We start from the raw sequence: 20,009 nt of genomic DNA, 5'->3' as shown, positions 1-20,009 counted from the left end.
GCACGGGCCATCGGTTCGGACGGACGTAATAAACCCGTTCCGGTAGCGAGGAGACGAGTTCGAGGTTGACCGCCGACCACCGCCCGTCGACAACCCGTATCCCTTTTCGGGACGGAACGCCGACGGGCACACATGAACGTCCGCGAAGGAGGCATCGAGGTGGAGGTCCCCGAACAGGAGGGGGACGCCATCATCGACGACGTGTTTTTCAATCCGGTGCAGGAGCTAAACCGGGACCTGACGGTGGCCGTCCTGCGAACGTACCGCGACCGCGAACCGCGAGCGGAGTACTATCTCGACGCGATGGCTGCCTCGGGGATTCGTGGAGTCCGCGCCGCCGCGAACGGGTGGAACGTGACCTGTGCCGACATCGACCCGGACGCAGTCGAACTCTGCCGGGAGAACTTCGAGCGCAACGACCTGCCGGGAACGGTCGTTCACCGGAACGCCAACGCGCTCATGCACGAGGAGGTGTTCGATGTGGTGGACATCGACCCGTTCGGAACGCCGATTCCCTTCGCCGACGCCGCCTTCGCGAACACTCGCGATTTGGTCTGCGTGACGGCGACAGACACCGCGCCGCTCTGTGGCGCGCACTTTCACAGCGGCGTCCGGAAGTACGGCGCGACCCCTCGGAACACCGATTATCACGCGGAGATGGGCGTCAGAATCCTCCTATCGGCGCTGGCGCGTACCGCCGCCCGCTACGACAAGGGCGTCACGCCGCTCTTGACGCACGCGACCAGCCACTACGTCCGGACCTATCTCGAACTCGACGAGGGAGCGACGACGGCCAACGGGGCCATCGACGAACTCGGCCACCTCTATCACTGCGAGGACTGCCTCCATCGGGATCACGAGTACGGACTCATCGCCGACGCGCCGGAAACCTGCCCGGCCTGCGAGAGCAACCGCCTCCTCACCGCCGGGCCGGTTTGGCTCGGCCCGACGCACGACGCCGAGTTCGTGGATAGCGTTCGGGACAACGTCACCGAAGGAATGGGAACCGCGAAGAAAGCGAAGAAACTCCTGACCCAGCTCTCGGGCGAACTCCACCGTCCGACCCACTACGACCAACACCGCCTCTGCAAGGAGTGGACGCGCTCGGCCTCCGGAATGGACGAGTTCTTGGAACGCCTTCGGAACGCGGGGTACGAGGCCTCGCGCACCCATTACGGCGGAACGACGTTCAAGACGCCCGCCGACGTCGCCGAGATTCGCGAGGCGACGCGCCCGTAGCCAACGCTTTTGGTCGATTTCGTGGAAGTATCTGCCGTGACTATCGGAACGACGGCACGCGAAACGATCGACTACGCGCGGGAACAGGAAATCACGTTTCTCGCGGCGGGAATCGCCTACTACGCGTTCGTCTCCATTCTCCCGGCCCTGCTGTTGGCGCTCGCCATCGCGTCGTTCGTCGGCGGCGATGCGTTCGCCAGCAACGTCGTCGACACGTTTCAGACGTTGCTCTCGCCAAAGGCGAAGGACATCGTGCAGGATTCGCTCTCCAGCGCTTCGGGCCGGAGGAGCGCGACAATCGTCGGATCGCTCGTCCTCGTCTGGAGTACGTTGCGGGTGTTTCGAGGGCTTGACGAGGCGTTTTCACGGGTTTACGGCGTCGGCGAGGCCGAACCGTTCGTCGAGACGATGACGGACGCGGCCGTGGTGCTGACGGTCATCGCGCTCGGCGTCGCCGGGGTCGCGGTGGTCAACGTCCTCCTTCCGAGCCTGTCGTGGCTGCCGTTCGAGAAGACGCTCGTGTCCGTCGCGCTCCTGTTCGGACTGATTCCCGTCTTCTTACCCCTATATTATTTCTTCCCCGACACCGATGTTACGATTCGAGAGGTCCTCCCGGGAACCGCGTTCGCCACGCTCGGGTGGACCGCCCTCCAAGCGGTATTCAGCATCTACGTCGATTCGGCGGCGCAGTTTTCCGCCTACGGCGTCCTCGGCGGGGCGCTGTTGTTGGTGACGTGGCTCTACCTCGGCGGCATCGTCCTGCTGTTCGGGGCGGTCATCAACGCGGTTCTCGCGGGACGGCATTTCAGGAAAACTAAAGGCGTGGCGGGCATCAGGGAAAGACAGCAGGGAGTCAAAGGAGAGGACATGACCGACGATACAGAGCAGTCCGCACCGGACATCCTCGAACTCCACGACGATGTAGAACGGCTACAGTCCGAGTTCGAGGAGTTCGAGCACGATGTCGATGAGCGCACAGTTCAGAAGTCCGAACTGGAGTCGGAACTGAAGGGATACGTCCGTAGACGGATGCGTCGCGGCCACGCACGTGGATGGGGTCCGTACATCGTCCTCCTCTACGGGACGGCGATGACGCTCGGCGCGTTCCGGTGGCTCGACGGCGGATGGGCAATCGGGGCGATGGTAGTCATCTGGCTCTCCACGCTCGGTCTCTACACCCTGATGATGCTCGTCGGATTCGGCGTGAGCGCCGCGAGCGTTCCGGGACGCGTCAGCGGGCGAATCACCGACTGGCGCTCATAGTCATGACGCGTGGTTGGGGCGTCGTCGAACTCCTTCACAAGACGCTGCCACACTGGATACCGAAGGTGTTCTCCGTCGTCACGCAACTCGGCGACGCGTGGCTGCTCTTCGTCCTCGGTGCGCTCTTGTACTGGTACACCGACGACCGCGACACGTTCGGATTCCTCCTCGGCGCGACGCTAGGTGCACTCTCGTTGACGCTCGCGCTGAAGGGGTTCTTCGCGCTGGCGCGCCCACCGGACGCGATTCGGTTCGCCGAGGCGACGGGATACGGGTTCCCGAGCGGTCACGCGCTCGGTTCGACCGTGTTCTGGTTCCTCCTCGCGCTGTCGCTCGACCGCGGGTCTCGACGAGCACGACTCGCCGCCGCGAGCGTCATCGTCGCGGTGGTCTGCCTCTCGCGTCTCGTGCTCGGCGTCCATTTCGCGGTCGACGTGGTGGCCGGCGTGGGCGTCGGACTCGTCTACCTCGCCGTCGTGATTTGGGGACTGAAGCGGCGGCCACGGGCGGCGTTCGCCCTCGCGGTTCTCTGTGCCATCGCCGCGGTCGGTATCGCGGTGTTCATGTCGCCGGTCGAAGCCGCGCTGGCGCGAACCGATCTGGTCGATGCCGTCACCGCGCTCGGCGGCACCCTCGGCGCGTTCGTGGCGTGGGAACTGGTCGGCCCGCCGGACGGGACGGTCGGACGCTGGGCGAGCGTGGTCGGCCTGCTCGTCTTCGGAATCCTGTCGGCCATCGGACTGCGGGTACCGCTACCGCTCGTCGTCGTTCTCCTCATCAACGCCGTCGTTCAGGGTGGAATCGTCGTGTATCCCAAAATGGTGGATCGCCGGGGAATCGACGGTTAGAACTTCTCCAGGTACTTCTCCTTCTCCCAGTCGGAGACGAAGACGCGATAGTCCGCGTAGTCCGCGCGCTTGGCTTCGATGAACTTCTCGGTCACGTGCTCGCCGAGGCCTTCCGTTATCACTTCGTCGGCCTCGAGCGCGTCGACCGCTTCGTCGAGGGAACCGGGAAGCGTCGTGATACCGTACTCTTCGCGCTTCTCGTCGGTGAACTCGTAGATGTCTTCGCGGACGGGTTTGCCGGGGTCGGCGTCGTTTTCGATGCCTTCGAGCCCGGCCGAGATGACGGCGGCGAGCGAGAGGTAGGGGTTGCACGACGGGTCCGGGCTACGGATCTCGAAGCGCGAACTCGCACCGGCGGCGTCGGGAACGCGGATGAGCGCCGAGCGGTTGGTGTCGCTCCACGCGACGTAGACGGGCGCTTCGTAGCCGGGGACGAGGCGCTTGTAGGAGTTGACCGTCGGGTTCGTGACGGCGGTGAACGCTTCCGCGTGGTTCAGAATGCCGCCCATGAAGTTGTACGCCGTCTCGGAGAGGTTGAACTCGTCGTCCGGGTCGTCGAACGCGTTGCCGTCCTCGGTGAAGAGGCTGATGTGGCTGTGCATGCCCGAGCCGTTGATCTCGCTGATGGGCTTGGGCATGAACGTCGCGTGGATGTCGTTCTGTTCCGCGACGGCGCGGACGACGGCGCGGAAGGTGGCGATGTTGTCCGCCGCCGCGAGCGCGTCCTCGTATTTGAAGTTGATCTCGTGCTGACCGTCCGCGACTTCGTGGTGGCTCGCTTCGATCTCGAAGCCCATCTCCTCTAGCGTGAAGATGATTTCGCGGCGAACGTCGCTCGCCATGTCCTTCGGCGCGAGGTCGAAGTATCCGCCGGAGTCGTGCGGGATGGTCGTCGCGTTTCCGTCCTCGTCCTTTTCGAAGAGGAAGAACTCGGGTTCCGGTCCGATGCTGACGGTGTAGCCCATCTCGTCGGCCCTGTCGAGGACGCGTTTCAGCACTTGGCGCGGGCCGCCGTCGAACGGCGTACCGTCGGTGTTCACGACGTCACAGATGAGACGTGCGCTCGCCGAGTCGCCGTTGGAGCGCCACGGGAGAACCGCGAACGTCGATGGGTCCGGTTCGAGACGCATGTCGCTTTCCTGAATGCGCACGAACCCTTCGATGGACGAGCCGTCGAACCAGATTCCCTCATCGAACGCTTTTTCGACCTGATGGGCCGGGATGCTGACGTTCTTCACCGTTCCAGTGATGTCGGTGAACTGGAGACGGACGAAATCGACGTTTTCGGTCTCGATGGCATCAAGAACTTCCTGTTCCTCCGCGGATAGCCCCGTATCCTCATTGGTGGCAATATTTCCGTCTGTCATCTTTATAGACACCCTACGAAAATACATCCACCATTAAAACAGTATCGGTTGGCCAACTGTGCGATTTTGGCCTAGAATTGGATATTCGTAAAATTCTAATGGGTGGAGTGAGTTGGTAGGTGTAATGACGTACGAAAATCTGGATGCGAAACTCGTAAACGAACTACTCGGCGACGGGCGAGCGAGCCTCCGAAGTCTCGCGGAGAAACTGGACGTGTCGGTAACGACCATCTCCAACCATCTCGCACATTTGGAAGAGCAGGGAGTCATCCAAGGGTACTCCCCGCGCGTTGATTACGACGAGTTGGGCTACGACGTGACTGCAGTCGTCCAGTTGAAAGTCGAAGGGAACGCCCTCCCGGAAGTGACCGAGCGACTGCAGGACCACGACCAAATGATAAGCGTCTACGAAGTCACCGGCGATTACGACATCATCGCCATCGGCAAGTTCACCGACACGGACGGGATGAACGACCAGATAAAGAAACTGCTCATCGACCCGGACATCAAGGAGAGTAACACGAGCGTGGTCCTCAACGCCGCGAGCGAACACGAGCAGTTCAAACTCGACGAGAAGTAATCGACCAATACTACTTAGAACCCCGGGTGAGTCTCCCCGGTAATGAGCGTCATTGCGGAGTTCACCATCCGTGCGTCGGACCTCGTCCTCACAGCGACGCTCAACGCCGTCCCGGAGATGACCGTCGAACTCGAACAGCAGATGGCGAGTTCCGACGAGACCGCACTTCTCATCGTGTGGGCCACGGGCGGGGATTTCGACGCGTTCGACGACGCACTCCGCCGTGACCCGACCATCGAATCACACGAGATAGTCGAAGCGTTGGACGTTCGGAAGCTGTACCGGCTGTGGATGGACCGAGACGAACTCATCGATGTGTACCCCGCCTACGAGGAAATCGGTGCCGTTCCGATGGCGGGCCACGGCGCATCGGGCGCGTGGACACGGCGGGTTCGGTTTCCCGAACGGGACGCGCTGGTCGAATTTCAGCAGTTTTGTACCCGAGAGGGAATCGAGTTTTCCCTCAACCGGTTGTACACGCCGGGAGAGAAGGAGTCGGCCTTCCACCTCACCGAAGCACAACGCGAAGCCCTCGTCGCCGCATACGACTCGGGGTATTTCGGCGTCCCGCGCGACGCCACCCTCTCCGAGTTGAGTTCGAGACTCGATATCAGCAAACAGTCGGTTTCCGAACGACTTCGACGGGCGCAATCGCGCCTCGTCGAGAACGCGGTTCTCGGGGAGAAAAAGCAACAATAAAATAAACAGCCTGAAACATAAGGCTAGCTTTCAGATTGATTCGAACACATTATACGAGTATCAGTACGCACGCACCTCGGTTCCGGACACGACCGTATCGACGGATACATACCCTCAATGAAACCGCCACAAATGCCTCCCTTAGATAATATCGACACGCCCGCCCCGTCCGTCATCTTCTCCACACTCGCAAGTTCGCGACGCAGGCTCGTATTGCGAGAACTCCTCGAACACGGACCATCGCTCACGGTGGATGCACTCGCCGAACGGATTTCCGCCCACCGGCCGGACACCGACCCGAGACGGGTGTTCGCCCAACTCCATCACAGCCACCTTCCGAAACTCGAAGACTCCGGCATGGTTCGTATCGAGGACGACCTCGTAACCCTCGAAAAACATGCGAAAACAATCGAGCCGTACCTGTTGCTCGCCGACCGGTACGATTCGACGCGTGAAAAATAACGACTACCGCGGGAGTTCAGCCGAAACCGACCCGTGGAACAGGTCGAAACGGATGTTTTATCGTGAGTGGTTCGTCTCGCGGGCGAAGCCCGCTCAACATTCGAGGTTCGGTACGAACCTCGCCTACATAGCCTTGGCCGAGGGAACCTCGGCCGTGCAATGAAATTCGTCCTTTGGCCGAATATGGTCTCACGGGCTGCGCCCGTTCGACTGTGGAGGTTTCGAAGAAACCTCTCTTACATTGCGCCGCCCATACCACCCATGCCGCCCATGCCGCCCATGCCACCCATTCCGCCGGGGGCACCGCCGGGCGCGCCGCCTTCGTCATCGTCGTCGCCGACTTTGCCGCCGGAGAGGTCACCGGCCGCGATGACGTCGTCGATGCGAAGGAGCATGACAGCGGCTTCCGTCGCGCTCTCGACCGCTTGGGTCTTCACTCGGAGCGGTTCGACGACGCCGTCCTCTTCCATGTCCACGATGTCGCCGGTGTAGGCGTCGAGTCCGGCGCTGGTCTGGCCGGCGTCGTGTTTGCTACGGAGGTCGACGAGCGAGTCGATGGGGTCGAGTCCCGCGTTCTCCGCGAGGGTGCGCGGGATGACTTCGAGCGTGTCCGCGAAGGCTTCGACGGCCAACTGTTCGCGGCCTCCCACGCTGTCGGCGTAGTCGCGCAGGGCGAGTGCGAGTTCCGTCTCCGGAGCGCCGCCGCCGGGGAGCACTTTGCCGTCTTCGAGGGTGACGCGAACGACGCCGAGGCTGTCCTCGATGGCGCGTTCGACTTCGTCGACGACGTGTTCCGTGCCACCGCGGAGGATGAGGCTGACGGATTTCGCCTCTTCGACTTCCTCGACGAAGATTCGCTGGTCGCCGCCGACGTCCTTCTGGGCGACGCTGCCGGCGAATCCGAGGTCGTCCTCCGTGATGTCGTCGGCGCTGTTGACGAGGGTCGCGCCCGTCGCGCGGGCCAGTTTCTGCATGTCGCTGGATTTCGCACGGCGGACGGCGAGGATGCCCTCCTGTGCGAGGAAGTGCTGGGCCATGTCGTCGATACCGCCGTCGACGAAGACGACGTCAGCGCCGACATCGACCAGGCTGTCCACCATATCACGGAGCTGTTTCTCCTCTTGGTCGAGGAACTGCTGGAGTTGGTCGGGGTCGGTGACGTTGACTTCCGCGTCGATCTCCGTCTCCGCGATTTCGAGCGCGCCGTCGATGAGGGCCACGTTGGCGTCCTCGGCGAAGTACGGCATGTTGTCGTGGACGCGCTCCTTGTCGATGATGACGCCGTCGACGAGTTCGGAGTTGTCGATGGTGCCACCGACGACCTTCTCGACTTTGATGTTGTCCGTGTCGACGCCGTCCTCGTCCGCGACGCTCTGGACACCGTCGACGACGAGTTCGGCGAGGTGGTCCTTCGCGTTCTCCGCGCCCTTGCCGGTCATCGCCGTGGCGGCGATCTTCTGCAGGTATTCGGTGTCGTCGGCGTCGACCTCGATGGCGTTCTCTTCGAGGACTTCCTTCGCCTTCTCGGCGGCCTGTCGGTATCCCTGTGCAAGGGTCGTTGCGTGGATGTCCTGTTCGAGGAGGTCCTCCGCCTTCTGGAGGAGTTCACCGGCGACGACGACGGCGCTGGTCGTTCCGTCGCCGACCTCGTCCTCCTGCGTCTGGGCGACTTCGACGATCATGTTCGCCGCCGGGTGCTCGATGTCCATCTCCTTGAGGATGGTCACGCCGTCGTTCGTAACGACGACGTCGCCCATCGAATCGACGAGCATTTTGTCCATCCCTTTCGGGCCGAGTGTGGTCCGTACGGACTCCGCGACCGCCTTTCCGGCGGTGATGTTCATCGATTGTGCGTCCCGTCCGGAGGTTCGCTGGCTGTCCTCGGAAAGAACGATAAGCGGCTGATTGCCCATTGGCTGTGACATAGTCATCGGATTCGTTGATTGCGATTCTATATAAAGCTTTTCATGGCGGAGTGAGAACGTGGCACACAGGACCCTCGTAGGCAAGCGTCACGAAATAACACGGAGTATTTATATGCGATTCGAAGAATTAGCCGCCGAACTGGTGGTACTCCATCCCCTGCCGCTTCATCTCGTTGCGCTTGCGTTCGAGGAACGAGTATACCGACCCGTGTGGCGCACCGTCGAGGAGCATCTCCGCGGCGCTTCGGACGGCCTCGACCTGCGGCGGTTGCCCGATGATGCCAAGCGTCGAACCGTAGATGACCACGTCCGCGCCCGTCAGTTCCTCCATCAACTGTCTCGTTCTGCCGTTCTCGCCGATGAGACGGCCTTTGTGTCGCTGGAGGTCGTTCTTGTTGCGTGCTGCGGCTTCGATATCCACGAGGTCGAACAGCATCATGTCGTCGTCGAGGAGGGCGAGTGCCTCCTCCGGCGAGAATCCGCGTCCGATGGCCTTGACGATATCCGGCGCTTTCAGTCCGCGAACGGGATCACCCGTCTGTTCGACGCGAACGGAACCGTCGTCCGAGTCGATATCGAGACGCACCTCTGCACGGCTTTCGATTTCGCGCATCGTCTCACCACCCTGCCCGATGAGAACACCAATCCTGTCCTGCGGAATCGTCACGTGCTTCATACGAAATCCTATCACATGAGGCCGTTTAAGCCCTTCCCTACCACCTTTTGCTGCAGTCGCAGGCAGAAACGACGACCATCGCAGTCGTCGTTTCTGCTGGCTCCTTGGCAAAAGCTGGACCAAAAGCCTGCGTCATCCCCGCCGGCGCGTCTTCGACGCGCCGGTAGGGATTCCTCGGCCCGGAAAATCGGAGATTTTCCGGTGGAAAACGGGGACGACGGCGGTTGTGTCACCGGCCGTTTCGAGTGGTTGTGTCGGGGCAATTACGCTAAAATCACAGTTCCGACTCGGCGTTCTCCCGAATCCACGCTTCGAGTTCGTCGCCGTGGATGTCGATTCCTTCCCGTCGGAAGAACGAGGCGACGTTGACACAGTCCCGAGTCAGGAACTCGCCGCTGTTCGGGTGGTGGAACGTGACGGCCTGCCCCACGTCGATGATGCAGAGTTCGCCGTTGCTGACGAGGATGTTGTACTCCGAGAGGTCGCCGTGAACGAGGCCCGCATCGAACAGTCGCCGCATGTACTCCCGAACGACTTCGAAGGCGGTCCTTGGGTTTTCGAGTCGCGCGTCCGCGAGCGTGGGCGCGCGGCGGCCGTCGTTGCCCATGAACTCCATCACCAACACGTTTCGCTGGACTGCGAGCGGTTTCGGGACGCGAACGCCCGCCTTTCGTGCGCGTTCGAGGTTGGCGAACTCCTTTCTGACCCAGGCGAGGACGACCCGTTTTTTGTCCCCGCCGAGTTCCTCGAACCGGGGGTCGCCGACGAGATACTCACGCATGTCGCGGAAGTTGCTGGCGCTGATACGATAGATTTTGACGGCGACTTCCTCGTGTTCGCCGTCGTCGCCCAACGCGCTGTAGACGGTGGCTTCTTTCCCCGATGAAATCGGTCCGCCGAACGCTTGGACGTAGCCGTCTTGAACGAGTTTGTACAGCGCAGCGAGCGTGGCGTCGTCGAACACGGACTGCTCGACTTTGAACTGATCGGAGTCCTTGACCCGTTTTCTGAACTGGTTGAACTCGCGGTCACGCCGCCGTGCGATGCGGTCCGCTTCGGTGTCGGAGACGTCTATCTCCTCCCACTCGTCGCCGGGGGCGTCCGCGTTGTCCGGGTCAAGCAATCCGTACTCCTCGTTCATCTACTCCGAACTATGTGGAGGAACCGTAAAAGGGTGGCCCGTTCGGTCAGTAGGATTCGCGGTGCAGGATTTCGTCGACGGATCGACGCGGCAGTCGCTCCGGTTCCTCGCCGCCGCTCGGTCCCACGGCGAGCAACATCACGGGAATCTCGTCGTCCGGCAGGTTGAGGAACGCCGCGATTCCTTCCTGGTCGAATCCGATCATCGGCGTCGCGGTCAGGCCGCGTGCATGCGCGGAGAGCATGAGGTTCTCGGCGGCGAGGCTGGCGTTCCGAATCGCGTAATCCCGACCCATTCCGTCGTCCTCGTACATCTCAGCCGTCTGTGCCTTCGTCTGCTGGGCGGTCTCCTCGTCCATGCGACCCGCGTCGGCCCATTCCTCGAACACGCGGTCCGCCGTCTTGGCGTTCGTGTGACCGACGACGAGGATGGCCGTCCCCGCATCGCGGATGTGTTCCTGGCCGTAGGCGAGTTCGACGACTTCGTCCAGTCGTTCCTCGTCCTGCACGGCGACGAACTCCCACGGTTGGAGGTTGTACGAGGAGGGCGCGATAGCCGCGTCCTCGATGAGCGCTTCGAGCGTCTCGTCGGAGATGTTCTCCTCCGGGTCGAAGTTGTGGCCCGAGCGTCGGGTTCGCAGTCCTTCGATCAGATCGGGAAACTCCGCGTCGTGTGCAACGTCTTCGGCGGCGAGTTGTTCGGACATACATGTCACAAGGAACCGGGTATTTAACCCAAGCACGGAAACGGCCGCGATTTCCGATTGGAGTGTGGTAGCAGTCACCGTTGGAGACGATCGTCGCAGTCGCTACCGGTTCGTGAACTCGACAAAACGTCGTCCCGACTCAGTTGATGTGTCCTTCGCGTCGGAGTTGGTCCGCCTGTTGCTTTTCGTAGCGCCACGTGATGTCCGCCTTCTCGTCCTGCCAATCCCACGGTTCGACGAGGACGATGTCGTCCTCCCGAATCCAGACGCGTTTTTGCATCTTTCCGGGGATTCGAGCGGTTCGTTCCTTGCCATCGGCACAGCGCACTTTCACCCGGTTGGCACCGAGCATGTTCGTGACTGTAGCGAATACCTCGTCGTCATTCGGCATTCGGAGGTTGTTCCGTCCACTGCTGTCACTCATGTCTCGTCCCCACGTTCGTGTGGTATGCCTTTAAATCCGCCGTCCGGGTCGGACGCCACGAATGCGAGCGTCGAAGTACGTCACCCGAAAGTTCGGGGCGGAAAACGGTAACGCTCGTCTCGCCAACTGTCGGTTTTAAGGCGGTGGCAATCCCAATCCGGCCTATGTTCGACAAACTCGGTGCCAAAGGTATCGTGGGTGTGCTCGCGCTCGTCGCCGGAATCGCCGTCATCGCCGTTCAGAACATCATCATCGCCGCGGGAATCGGCCTCGTCGTCGTCGGCTTCGTCCTGACCGCGTGGGGACTCGTCTCCGGACTGCTCGCGAACTTCGGGATGGGCGGAATGGTGGGCGGCGGCGGGTTCGAATAATCGGCGAGGACGTGACGTTCGGATCGAAACCAAATCGAAAACGAACCGAGAAAGAACCGCTTATTCTGCTTCTCGAAGCTTCTCGCGGCCCGGTTCGATGAGTTCGTCGAGATACGTTGCCAGCGCTCCTTTTGCGTCCGCGGGGTGGAGTTCGCCGCTCTCCAAGTCGTCTTCGAGGGACTCGTAATCGTCGTATTCGAGGTTGCCGCCGTACTTGTCGGGGCGCTCGACGACGACGTTCTCGAAGCGCGGGAAGACGTGGTACTCGAAGATTTGGAGGACCGGGTTTTCGAGGTCCCCGTCGGGGTCGCGGGTCGGCGGGCAGAACGCGCCGTTGACTTTCTCCTCGATGTCCTCGGTCGAATCCTCCATCGAGATGGTGACGCCCTTGCTGGAGGACATTTTCCCCTCGCCGGAGGAGAGTTCGGCAATGAGCGGCGTGTGCAGGCAGGTCGGCGACTCGTAGCCGATGCTGGGGAGCGTGTCGCGGGCGAGCATGTGGACCTTACGCTGTTCCATCCCGCCGATGGCGAGGTCCAAATCGAGGTACTCGATGTCGAGCGACTGCATCAGCGGGTAGACCGCCTGCGAGACCTTCGTGGAGTCGCCGCTCTGGATTTCCGACATCGCCCTGCTCGCGCGGTTGAGCGTGGTCTCCAGTTCGAGCGAGTGGAGGTCGAGGACGTAGTCGTCGTCCATCTGGAACTCGGAGCCGAAGCGGAACTCCGTGTTCTCCTCGTCCAACCCGTAGGCGATGAACTGCTCTTTCATCCGCTCGGCCGTCTCCCGAATCTCTTCGAACGACCCCTTGTCGTTCAGGTAGGCGTGCACGTCGGCGAGGAGGATGACGACTTCGAAGCCCGCGTCCTGCAAGTCGATGAGTTTGTTCGCGGTGAGCATGTGCCCGATGTGGAGGACGCCGGAGGGCTCGTAACCGACGTAGGCGCGCTTGCCCTCGGGATTCTCGGCGAGTTCGCGCACTTCCTCTTCGGTCACCAGCTCCTCGGCGTTCCGTGAGATACGCTCGTAGGCGTCCATGCCCGGAAAAAGATGATTCACCGGCTTTAGGGTTGCGTCATCGTGTTACCGGGAGTCGCACGTCCCAACAGCCAAGTCGTCCGGGGCGAAATGCGGGGTATGAACGGAACACGGATCGGCCTCTGGTTGGCCGTCGTCGGTGGACTCGCGCTGTATCCCGCCATTCGTCTCCAAGAGGGCGTCGGGACCACGCTCCCCGAATACGTCTTCCTCTACGCGGCCGTGCTGGCCGTCGGATTCGGCATCGCAATCTGGGGACTGAGCGTCCTCCGAACGTTGACGATCGACTGGACGACGTGAAAAACGGGAGAACAAGAGCTTAGTTGCCGAACGAGGACGACCCGCGGCCGTCCGCCCGCCGTTCGGCCCGGTGTTCGCTGATGAGTTGGTCGAGTTGTTCGGCCTTCTCCTCTTTCTGGCGTTCCTCGGCGCGGTCGTGCCAATCGTCGATGACGGCTTCGACTTCCGACTCGCGCGCCACGGCGAGTTCGTCTATCTCCTGAATCGCCACCTCGTCCGCGGGACCGACCGGGACGTCGCGGTCGAACAGCACCTCGTCCGCGACGTCCGAAATCCCGCCCGCCTTGAGGACGACCCGCGGACCGATATCGGCCAATCGCTCGGCCGTCGAACGGCCCGCGCCGCTCGCGTCGCGGAGGAAAATCACGTCGCCCTCGGCGAGTCCGTAGCGCTCGTGGGCCGCGTCGATGGCGTCGTTGGTGAACTTCTCGACCGGTTTGACGGCGACGAGTCCCGCCCGCTTCTCCGAAACGTCGCTGAAGTTCGAGTGGTCGAGTTTCCACAGTTTCTTGAGACGGGCGAGTTTGCCCTCCAACTCCTCGATTCTGTCGTCGCGGTCGTCGAGTTCGTCCTCCAAGCGGTTGTTCTCGCGCAGGAGACGCGAGATGTCCCGGCGCTCGCGGGCGTTTTGGCGCTCCTTTCGCCGCGTGTCCGACAGTTCGGTTTCCAACTCCTCGATTCGCTCGTCCCGCTCCTCGACCGTCTCGTTCAACTCCGTCGTGTGCGACTGCAACCGCTCGACCTGCGATTCGAGTTGCTTGATTCGCTTCTCCTCGGCCGAGAGTTCGCGGACCGTGTGTTCGGATTCCTCCTCCTCGGGTTCCGGGTCGTCCGAGAGGTCCCGGAGGACGCTCTCGACGCTCTCGTCGTTCGCCACGACGCGGGCCGTGACTTCCCCCCTGCTCATTCCCGGCGGCACCTTTCGGGCGATCCGCTGGAACTGGTCCTCGTGGCTGTCGAAGGCGAAGAGTGCCGCCGCCATCGCATCGCGCTGGTGGTCGTTGTCGTAGCCCTCCTCCCGCGTTCGGTGTTGCTTTTCGTCCACGGGTAGGTCGCGTTCGGGCGTCCACCCGGCGGCGTCGAAGCTCCGGCGGAACTTCTCCACGGTTTCCGGCATCGGCGTCACGTCCGCCGCGACGATGACGGGGCGTCCGCGCTCGATGATCCATTCGATGACGTCGGCGGTGTCGGCGGTTCGCGTACTCAGCACGTCGAGCAGGGTGCCGTCCAGATCGGTCATCGCGACGGCCGTGGTGGTTCCGGGGTCGATGCCGACGATGACGTGGTCGCGGCGTTTGGCGAGGGGTTCGAACTCGATACCGTCGCGTCGGAGTCGTTCGATTTCGACCCGAGTGTCGCCGGAGCGCCGGGACGAAACGGGAATGTCGCTCGGGCGGGCCTCCACGTCGAACGTCGCGTTGGAGTAGCCGCCGTACTTCTCCGTCACCTCGCGCTCGTAGTCGAGTCCGGCGCTACGTAGGTCGGATTCAACCTTCCGAGAAAGTTCTTTCACCGAACCGTGAATCCGGCGGGTGTAACGGTCGGCGCTCCACCCGCCTTTTCCGGTCGAGCGCCCCCGAGAGACTTTGACGCGCGTCGTATCGGTAAAGGCGGACACCTCCTGCCCGACGTTCATCGCGGCGAGGCGGGCCGCGGCCTCCGCTTCGCGCATCGGCTTCTTGCCGTAGGGAACGCCGTGACGCGACGCGACCCGAGAGAGGGGTTCGGGTCGTTCAGCGCCCGTCACCTGTACGAGACGGGTTTCGTCGGGCAGGCTTCCGAGGAAGCCGACGAGGGCGTTCTTGTCGGCGGCGAGTTCGTACATGTTGTCCGTCGCGACGAACGTCGGTTCGTCGCGCTCGATGAGCCGCCGAAGCTTGCGGTAGGAGACGACGTCGCGGTCCATCTCCTCGCCGTCGTAGACGACCAGTGCGTAAGAGGGAGAATCGCCCCGAACGTCCCCGCTTTGGATATCGACACCGAAAACGAGGGTGTCAAGGGCACTCGTGCGCTCGCTCACGGTTCGTGGTAGGGACCCTCGAAATATAAATCCGGCGCGGGTGGTAGCGTGTCTCGTGGTGGAACCCGACGGAAGACGGCCGTCCCGCACATATCGGAATCACTCCAGTTCCGCGACGCCGACGTAGACGAGGACGGAGTAGACGAACAGACAGACGAGGAGCGCGAATGAGAGGAACATCGTGGGAGCGGAGAGGTAGCGCGCCGTCCGGTAGGAGAGCACGAGGCGGCCGAACCCGAGGAGGACGAAGCTAACGACGGTGAGGCCGAACGCGCCGAGTCCGAGGAGCGTGAACGTGCGCTTTCGCATCGATTGTGCCGAGTTACTCGGCGACCATAGCGATGTCGTTCGCGGGTTCGAAAACGTAGTTGTGTTCGATGTCCGCGTCGTAAAACAACGCCTCTCGGCCCGTTCGCCACAGTCGCCACGTCAGGTACAGGTCGCCGACGGCACCCGAGGTGTTGACGAGGAGGACGAGGTACGCCACCAACGCGACGGGAAGCGGCGCGGCCAGCAGCGGAACCGCGACGACGGTGATGACGACGAGCGGTGCCACTCCGACGAGGAGGTTGTCCCGCCACGTGATGAACTGGCCGAACGCGGCGGTGTAGAACGCGGGGACGTGGGCGGCGAAACCGAAGGAGACGCGGTAGCCCAACAGTCGAAAGACGAAGCCGTGAATCGCCTCGTGGACGAGATACGTCATCAAGCAGACGAGGAAGACGGCGACGATTTCACCGAGGCCGAACGTGACGGACCCCCCCTCAGGTCTGCCCTGTAGGAACCAGAGGAGGGCACCGAACACGACGATGGAAGCCATGAGCGCGACCAGCGACGCGACGGCGAGGAAGACGGAGGAGTAGCGGAACTGTTCGGGAGGACGGTATCCGGCGGGAGGGGACGGGGCGGTCATTGTGACTCGAACGCGTCCGGCGGTCTTGGCTGTTTCGTGCCGGGCGTCCGGGAATGAAACTCCGATTCGCAGCTCATCGTCCAGTCAACAGATCCATCAGTGTCACAGAGACTCACGATCAGCAAACGTTGCCGTAACTGCTGGTTATAAAATTCTGCGTGAATATGCGTATTACACATGAGCAACGACGGGTCGCGATTCGATACTCGAAGCGTCCACGCGGGACAGGAGCCGGACCCCGCGACGGGGGCGGTCGCCCCGCCGCTCTATCAGACCACGTCCTACGCGTTCGAGGACGCGGACCACGCCGCCGACCTGTACGCGCTGGAAGCCGACGGCCACATCTACTCCCGCTTGAGCAACCCGACGGTCGAAATGCTGGAGGAGCGCATCGCCTCGCTCGAAGGTGGAACCGGTGCGGTCGCCACCGCCAGCGGCATGGCCGCGCTGGATTCCCTCGCACTCGTCCTCGCCGAATCGGGCGACAACATCGTCCTCTCTACGGACACCTACGGCGGCACGACGGCCTACTTCGCCCACACCGCGTCCCGCCGGGGAATCGACGCCCGCCTCGTGGACACGCTGGACTACGACGCGTACGAGGACGAAATCGACGACGACACGGCGTTCGTCCACGTCGAAACCGTCGGCAACCCGTCGCTCGTCACGCCCGACTTCGAGCGCGTCGCCGACACCGCACACGACCGCGGCGTCCCGCTCGTCGTGGACAACACGTTCGCCACGCCCGCGCTCTGCCGCCCGCTCGAACACGGCGCTGACGCCGTCTGGGAGTCCACGACGAAGTGGCTCCACGGAAGCGGCACGACGGTCGGCGGCGTCCTCGTGGACGGCGGCGACTTCGACTGGAGCGAACGCGATTACCCGGAAATCGGAGGGGAAAATCCAGCGTACCACGGCGTGAACTTCTCGAAGGACTTCTCGGACGCCCCGCTGGCCGCCGCCGCGAGGCTCCGCTCGGTTCGGAGCCTCGGCAACCAACAGTCCCCGTTCGACGCGTGGCAGACCCTGCAAGGAATCGAGACGCTGCCGCTTCGGATGGACCGACACTGCGAGAACGCCGCCATCGTCGCGGAGTACCTCGCGGACCACGAGGAGGTGGCGTGGGTCGCCTACCCCGGCCTCGACGACCACCGGACGCACGACAACGCGGGCAACTACTTGGACGGCGGCTACGGCGGCATGATAGCCTTCGGACTCGGGGAGTACGAGGAGAGCAAGACGTTCTGCGAGGCGGTCGACCTCGCCTCCTTCCTCGCCAACATCGGGGACGCGAAGACGCTCGTCATCCACCCGGCGAGCACGACCCACGCCCAACTCTCGCCCGACGAACAGCGAGCGGCGGGCGTCACGCGCGACTTGATTCGCCTATCGGTGGGCATCGAAGACCCCGCGGACATCCTTTCGGACCTCGATAGAGCCATCGAGACGGCGACGAACCGGACGGGGACGAACGAATCCACACGGGCAGAGGACCCGACGCGATGACCGATACGAGCGACGCGAACGACACGCGCCGGACACGCGATTCGTCGTCGTCCGATTCGAACGAGTCCGCCGAGTCGTTCGACTCCTCGCTGTCGCTCGGGACGTTCGAGTTCGAGTGCGGGGAGGAAATCCCTGAGTTGAACGTCGCCTACGAGACGTACGGGGAGTTCACCGGCGACAACGCGATTCTCGTCTGTCACGCGCTGACTGGAAGTCACCACGTGACGGGGGCCGCCGACGGGCAGGGCGAGGGCTGGTGGGACCAAATCGTCGGACCCGGCAAAGCCATCGACACGCACGAACAGTTCGTCGTGGCCGCGAACGTTCCGGGGTCGTGCTACGGCACCACCGGTCCGGCCAGCACGAACCCCGAGACGGGCGAAACGTACGGCTCCGACTTCCCCGCCGTGACCGTCGGCGACTGGACTCGCGTCCAGAAACGACTCCTCGACGAACTCGGCGTCGACCGACTCCGGGCCGTCGTCGGCGGGAGCGTCGGCGGCATGAACACCCTCGAATGGGCGAAGCGATACCCCGAGATGGTCGAGCGCGTTGTTCCGGTCGCCACCGCCGCCCGTCTGGACCCGCAACTCGTCGCCCTCTCGGCCGTCGCACGTCGGGCAATCACCTCCGACCCCGCGTGGCAGGGCGGCGATTACTACCCCGACCACCCGGACACCGGATTGGCCCTCGCTCGACAACTCGGCCACATCACGTACCTCTCGAAGGATTCGATGGACCAGAAGTTCGGCCGGGACTTCGCCGACCGGTCGCCGGGGTCGTTCCCGTCGAACGACGGCATCGCCGGGTTCGGTGCCGACTCCTACCGCGACGTGGAGAGCTATCTCGACTATCAGGCACAGAAGTTCGTCCGGCGGTTCGACGCGAACAGCTATCTCCGTCTCACGCACGCCATGGAGAACTACGACCTCGCCGCCGGATGCGACTCGGACGCGGACGCGCTCGCCGACTTCGACGGGGAGGCGCTCCTCATCTCGATTTCCGGCGACTGGCACTTCACGGTCGAACAGTCGGACCACCTCATGGAGACCTTCCAAGCGGCGGGCGTCGAAGCGACGCACCGTTCCCTCCACAGCGATCACGGCCACGACGCGTTTCTCACCGAACCCGAACTGGTCGGCCCGCCGATCCGACGGTTCCTCTCCTCCGATTCGAGCGACTTCGCGCCGGTTCACGCCAGCTTGTTCGCCCAGTGACCGACCTCCTCGGCCACGGTACTGATTAACATAGGGGTCGTCGGGAGTTCGAGATGGAAACTCGACCACTTCTGCCGTCTCGAACGCTCACCGTCGCCATCGTCACCGCCGTCGCCGTTCTGCTCGTCACCGCGAGTTGGGGGTTCGTCCCGGCGAACGGAACGGCCCGGGCACAAAGCGCACGGGAATCGGGGGAACTGCAGCAGGAACGACGGGCACCGAACGTGCAAGAAGCGGGACAACGGGCATGTGACTTCTCGACGCTCTACGACCGGAGCATCGATTCCGTCGTCTCCGTCGGCGTCGAAACGCGACGCGGTACGGGCGAAGGGTCCGGGTTCGTCTACGAACTGTCAAACGGCGTCGGCTACGTGGTCACGAATCAACACGTCGTCGCGGGGGCGACCCGACTCGGCGTCCAGTTCAATCGCGGTCAGTGGCGGAACGCGGACGTCGTCGGTACCGCACCCCGACGTGACCTCGCGGTTCTCCGCGTGCGAAACGTCCCGTCATACGTCGATTCGCTCCCGCTCGCCGAGGGGCGGGCGGAACCCGGAGCGTCCGTCGCCGCTCTCGGCAGTCCCCTCGGCCTCCAAGGAACCATCACGCAGGGCGTCGTCAGCGGGGTCAATCGGACGCTCCCATCGCGCCATGGGGCGGCCATCTCCGGCGTCGTTCAGACCGACGCAGCCATCAATCCGGGCAACAGCGGCGGACCGCTCGTGAACTGTGATGGCCGCGTCGTCGGCGTCAACACCGCCGGAATCGCCGCCGGTGAAAACCTCGGCTTCGCGGTTTCGGCGTCGACGGTTCGTAAGACGGTGCCGCCGCTCGTCCGTGATGCGCGTCAAAAAAATCAGTCGGAAATCTCGATGCGGTCGCCGTCGTCGGTTTCCTCCTCGACGATGGGGAGTCTGACTTCGAGGACGCCGTTGCGGTAGGTCGCCTCGATACCGTCCTTCTCGACCGACTTGGGCATCGTCACGCGTTCCGAGAGTTCGCGGGCGCGAGTGAAGTCCTCGCCCGTCACCTCGTGCTTCGCGGCGATGGTCAGCGCGTCGTCCGTGAACGCGATTTCTATCTCCTCCTTCTCGAATCCGGGGAGGTCGGCCACGAGAACGAACTCACCGTCGTGTTCTTTCAAGTCCACGTGCGTTCCGCCGTTCTGTGCGCGCGTCCCGCTTCGGGGTTCGCCGTGGAAATCGCTCGTGCCCCACATTCGGGCGCGCATCTGTTCGAACATTCGGTCCATGTCCTCAAAGGGAGTGTATCGTTCCATGATAATCACCGAATGTATTAGACGACGTGTGAGAT

The 20,009-nt window shown here is 63.0% G+C and carries 22 protein-coding genes; 11 read left to right on the top strand and 11 right to left on the bottom strand.

Translation table 11 applies throughout. From position 1 onward, the window contains the following. Positions 1-132 precede the first annotated feature (132 nt). From ACGYLY_RS17645 to ACGYLY_RS17635, 3 genes are read left to right on the top strand one after another with little or no spacing between them, the layout of a single operon-like run. On the top strand, positions 133-1,239 hold the full coding sequence (locus tag ACGYLY_RS17645) for a tRNA (guanine(26)-N(2))-dimethyltransferase (protein WP_395283428.1): 1,107 nt from the start codon (positions 133-135) through the stop codon (positions 1,237-1,239). A gap of 36 nt (positions 1,240-1,275) precedes the next feature. Further along, complete coding sequence (locus ACGYLY_RS17640; protein WP_395283427.1) at positions 1,276-2,502, top strand: YihY/virulence factor BrkB family protein; 1,227 nt, start codon at positions 1,276-1,278, stop codon at positions 2,500-2,502. A gap of 2 nt (positions 2,503-2,504) precedes the next feature. Further along, complete coding sequence (locus ACGYLY_RS17635) at positions 2,505-3,350, top strand: phosphatase PAP2 family protein (RefSeq protein WP_395283426.1); 846 nt, start codon at positions 2,505-2,507, stop codon at positions 3,348-3,350. On the opposite strand, the gene glnA is transcribed toward ACGYLY_RS17635, so the two are convergent. After that, entirely contained in the window at positions 3,347-4,717 is a 1,371-nt protein-coding gene (gene glnA, locus ACGYLY_RS17630) for a type I glutamate--ammonia ligase (protein ID WP_395283425.1), read from the bottom strand. The genes ACGYLY_RS17635 and glnA overlap by 4 nt on opposite strands. Positions 4,718-4,841: 124 nt before the next feature. Between glnA and lrp the strand changes: the two genes are divergently transcribed. The 3 genes from lrp to ACGYLY_RS17615 all read left to right on the top strand — a co-directional run bounded on the left by lrp (position 4,842) and on the right by ACGYLY_RS17615 (position 6,458). Further along, complete coding sequence (lrp, locus tag ACGYLY_RS17625; protein WP_231185600.1) at positions 4,842-5,297, top strand: HTH-type transcriptional regulator Lrp; 456 nt, start codon at positions 4,842-4,844, stop codon at positions 5,295-5,297. A 42-nt stretch (positions 5,298-5,339) separates the two neighbouring features. Then, on the top strand, positions 5,340-5,996 hold the full coding sequence (locus tag ACGYLY_RS17620) for a helix-turn-helix domain-containing protein (RefSeq protein ID WP_395283424.1): 657 nt from the start codon (positions 5,340-5,342) through the stop codon (positions 5,994-5,996). Positions 5,997-6,128: 132 nt separating this feature from the next. Continuing rightward, positions 6,129-6,458 carry an ArsR family transcriptional regulator gene (locus tag ACGYLY_RS17615; RefSeq protein ID WP_395283423.1) on the top strand — a complete coding sequence of 110 codons (330 nt, stop codon included), beginning with the start codon at positions 6,129-6,131 and terminating at the stop codon, positions 6,456-6,458. 236 nt (positions 6,459-6,694) lie between these two features. On the opposite strand, the gene thsA is transcribed toward ACGYLY_RS17615, so the two are convergent. The 5 genes from thsA to eif1A form a co-directional block, all read right to left on the bottom strand. Further along, positions 6,695-8,371: a thermosome subunit alpha gene (thsA, locus tag ACGYLY_RS17610; protein ID WP_395284176.1), complete on the bottom strand. Its 1,677-nt coding sequence runs from the start codon at positions 8,369-8,371 to the stop codon at positions 6,695-6,697. A gap of 139 nt (positions 8,372-8,510) precedes the next feature. Next, positions 8,511-9,059 carry a pre-rRNA-processing protein PNO1 gene (locus ACGYLY_RS17605; RefSeq protein WP_231185603.1) on the bottom strand — a complete coding sequence of 183 codons (549 nt, stop codon included), beginning with the start codon at positions 9,057-9,059 and terminating at the stop codon, positions 8,511-8,513. 274 nt (positions 9,060-9,333) lie between these two features. Then, a complete protein-coding gene (rio1, locus tag ACGYLY_RS17600) occupies positions 9,334-10,200 on the bottom strand; it encodes a serine/threonine-protein kinase Rio1 (RefSeq protein WP_395283422.1) in 867 nt (288 codons plus the stop codon). A 46-nt stretch (positions 10,201-10,246) separates the two neighbouring features. Beyond that, the gene (locus tag ACGYLY_RS17595; protein WP_395283421.1) at positions 10,247-10,906 is read right to left on the bottom strand and encodes a nitroreductase family protein; all 660 of its coding nucleotides are present in this window, start codon (positions 10,904-10,906) and stop codon (positions 10,247-10,249) included. 139 nt (positions 10,907-11,045) lie between these two features. Further along, positions 11,046-11,330, bottom strand: a complete 285-nt coding sequence (gene eif1A / locus ACGYLY_RS17590) for a translation initiation factor eIF-1A (RefSeq protein ID WP_395283420.1) — start codon at positions 11,328-11,330, stop codon at positions 11,046-11,048. A gap of 164 nt (positions 11,331-11,494) precedes the next feature. Between eif1A and ACGYLY_RS17585 the strand changes: the two genes are divergently transcribed. Next, positions 11,495-11,701, top strand: coding sequence for a hypothetical protein (locus tag ACGYLY_RS17585; RefSeq protein WP_395283419.1), 207 nt, complete (start codon positions 11,495-11,497; stop codon positions 11,699-11,701). 60 nt (positions 11,702-11,761) lie between these two features. On the opposite strand, the gene ACGYLY_RS17580 is transcribed toward ACGYLY_RS17585, so the two are convergent. Beyond that, on the bottom strand, positions 11,762-12,739 hold the full coding sequence (locus ACGYLY_RS17580; protein WP_395283418.1) for a tyrosine--tRNA ligase: 978 nt from the start codon (positions 12,737-12,739) through the stop codon (positions 11,762-11,764). A 99-nt stretch (positions 12,740-12,838) separates the two neighbouring features. On the opposite strand from ACGYLY_RS17580, the gene ACGYLY_RS17575 reads away from it, so the two are divergent. Then, complete coding sequence (locus ACGYLY_RS17575) at positions 12,839-13,039, top strand: hypothetical protein (RefSeq protein ID WP_395283417.1); 201 nt, start codon at positions 12,839-12,841, stop codon at positions 13,037-13,039. 19 nt (positions 13,040-13,058) lie between these two features. On the opposite strand, the gene ACGYLY_RS17570 is transcribed toward ACGYLY_RS17575, so the two are convergent. The 3 genes from ACGYLY_RS17570 to ACGYLY_RS17560 form a co-directional block, all read right to left on the bottom strand. Beyond that, positions 13,059-15,059 (bottom strand): DUF460 domain-containing protein, encoded by a 2,001-nt coding sequence (locus ACGYLY_RS17570; protein ID WP_395283416.1) that lies wholly within the window; start codon positions 15,057-15,059, stop codon positions 13,059-13,061. Between the two features lie 99 nt (positions 15,060-15,158). After that, a complete protein-coding gene (locus ACGYLY_RS17565) occupies positions 15,159-15,368 on the bottom strand; it encodes a hypothetical protein (RefSeq protein ID WP_395283415.1) in 210 nt (69 codons plus the stop codon). 13 nt (positions 15,369-15,381) lie between these two features. Then, on the bottom strand, positions 15,382-15,972 hold the full coding sequence (locus ACGYLY_RS17560; protein WP_395283414.1) for a DUF3267 domain-containing protein: 591 nt from the start codon (positions 15,970-15,972) through the stop codon (positions 15,382-15,384). Between the two features lie 177 nt (positions 15,973-16,149). On the opposite strand from ACGYLY_RS17560, the gene ACGYLY_RS17555 reads away from it, so the two are divergent. The 3 genes from ACGYLY_RS17555 to ACGYLY_RS17545 are packed head-to-tail and all read left to right on the top strand — an operon-like array spanning position 16,150 to position 19,636. Beyond that, the gene (locus tag ACGYLY_RS17555; protein ID WP_395283413.1) at positions 16,150-17,478 is read left to right on the top strand and encodes an O-acetylhomoserine aminocarboxypropyltransferase/cysteine synthase family protein; all 1,329 of its coding nucleotides are present in this window, start codon (positions 16,150-16,152) and stop codon (positions 17,476-17,478) included. Beyond that, the gene (gene metX, locus ACGYLY_RS17550) at positions 17,475-18,695 is read left to right on the top strand and encodes a homoserine O-acetyltransferase (RefSeq protein ID WP_395283412.1); all 1,221 of its coding nucleotides are present in this window, start codon (positions 17,475-17,477) and stop codon (positions 18,693-18,695) included. The genes ACGYLY_RS17555 and metX overlap by 4 nt, the downstream gene beginning before the upstream one ends. Before the next feature lie 53 nt (positions 18,696-18,748). Then, on the top strand, positions 18,749-19,636 hold the full coding sequence (locus tag ACGYLY_RS17545) for a S1C family serine protease (protein ID WP_395283411.1): 888 nt from the start codon (positions 18,749-18,751) through the stop codon (positions 19,634-19,636). On the opposite strand, the gene ACGYLY_RS17540 is transcribed toward ACGYLY_RS17545, so the two are convergent. Next, entirely contained in the window at positions 19,552-19,974 is a 423-nt protein-coding gene (locus tag ACGYLY_RS17540) for an Hsp20/alpha crystallin family protein (RefSeq protein WP_395283410.1), read from the bottom strand. The two genes, ACGYLY_RS17545 and ACGYLY_RS17540, sit on opposite strands and share 85 nt — an antisense overlap. Positions 19,975-20,009 lie beyond the last annotated feature (35 nt).

The organism is Haladaptatus sp. CMAA 1909, assembly GCF_043952005.1.
In the GTDB taxonomy this organism is placed as follows: domain Archaea; phylum Halobacteriota; class Halobacteria; order Halobacteriales; family Haladaptataceae; genus Haladaptatus.
The sequence above is the reverse complement of the archived record's forward strand: the minus strand, read 5'-3'. Positions and strand labels throughout refer to the sequence as shown.